Source organism: uncultured Campylobacter sp. (assembly GCF_937949835.1).
GTDB lineage: Bacteria > Campylobacterota > Campylobacteria > Campylobacterales > Campylobacteraceae > Campylobacter_B.
Genome location: NZ_CALEDC010000519.1, coordinates 1 through 1,219, shown reverse-complemented (window position 1 = coordinate 1,219; position 1,219 = coordinate 1). Strand labels below are relative to the sequence as shown.

Genomic DNA, 1,219 nt, shown 5'->3' with positions numbered 1-1,219 from the left:
GTCTTGGCGGCTCTAGATACGGCAGATCTGAGTTTTCAAAGACAGGTCCAGATCGCGAGATGCGACGGGCTTAAATTTAGTTTACAAAAGCTGCAAAGCGGTTTTCGTAGCGAGGAGATCGAGATGGCGGCGGCGAACGTAAGCGCGCTGCAAAACGCCCTACAGCTCGCCACTTTGACGAACGAACGCCTCAAGAGCCTAGGCAAAACCAACTCCGCGTCCAAGCAGCAGATCGACGAGGCGTTTTACTCGATGAAGCGCACGCAAGCCCAGCTACAAAGCGCGCAGGCTAATCTGCGCCAGCTTCAAAGCGGCTACCGCGGCGAGGATGTAGGCGCTGCGCGCGCAAATTTGGCAAGCTGCGAGGAAAATCTGAAATATCTGAATTACCAAATCGAGACGCAAAGCGTGCTAAAAGCGCCATTTAGCGGGCAGATCAGAGCGCGCCTTAAGGAGCTCGGCGACATCAGCATGCCTAGCGTGGGTGTTTTTGAGCTCAGCGAAGTAAAAAACAAGCGCGCGAAATTTTATCTAAGCGAAAATCAGCTCCACTTCCTGCGTGCCGGACAGAGCGTGCGGATCATCGCCGCGGACGGCTCTAGCGCGAGCGCAAAGGTCGCCTACGTGAGCCAAACCGCGATGTACACGCCGCGCACGGTGCAGACCGAGGAGCTGCGCGCAGATCTCGTGTGGGAGGCGCGCGCCGATTTCAGCGACGATGACGGCAACTTTCGCTTAGGTCAGCCGATCAGCGTGGAATTTTAACGGGCAAGCACTGCGCGCGAAATTTTAATGCACGAGCGAAATTTAGCGCGTAGCACTTTGGAGACTGCGGGCGAAATTTGGATAGCAGAGCCCATCGCCCGACAAAATTTTACGCAACGCCGCGCAAGCCGTGCATATGGCGTGAGTTTGATGAAATTTTAAAATCGCACTTCGAGGCGGAATTTAGACGGTGCTTGCTCGGCAGAGCAGGGCGATAAATTTCTCCGCGCCTAAAATACATCGTCTCGGCGGCGATAAAATGTTGCGTGCTTATAACTAAGCCGTACAAAGGCGGCGTAAATTTTATCGCGCGAGTTTGCGCGAGTCGGTAGGGCTTTGGATAAAAGATCGTAATTCCGCGGCGCGGCGAGCAAAATTTCGGCAAAATTTTGGCGCAAAGTAGCGCGGGTGAAATTTTAAAATTTACGGCTCTACGGCGACAAGGTAAAAGCAG

Annotated in this window: 2 protein-coding genes; one reads left to right on the top strand and one right to left on the bottom strand. The window is 53.8% G+C overall.

Annotated features, from left to right (window positions below; genetic code table 11):
- Positions 1-765 (top strand): HlyD family efflux transporter periplasmic adaptor subunit (locus tag Q0256_RS11480; protein ID WP_297963249.1); only part of this gene is annotated, 765 nt, incomplete at its 5' end.
- Positions 766-874: 109 nt separating this feature from the next.
- On the opposite strand, the gene Q0256_RS11475 is transcribed toward Q0256_RS11480, so the two are convergent.
- The coding region (locus tag Q0256_RS11475; RefSeq protein WP_297963246.1) for a hypothetical protein at positions 875-1,219 on the bottom strand (345 nt) is incomplete at its 5' end.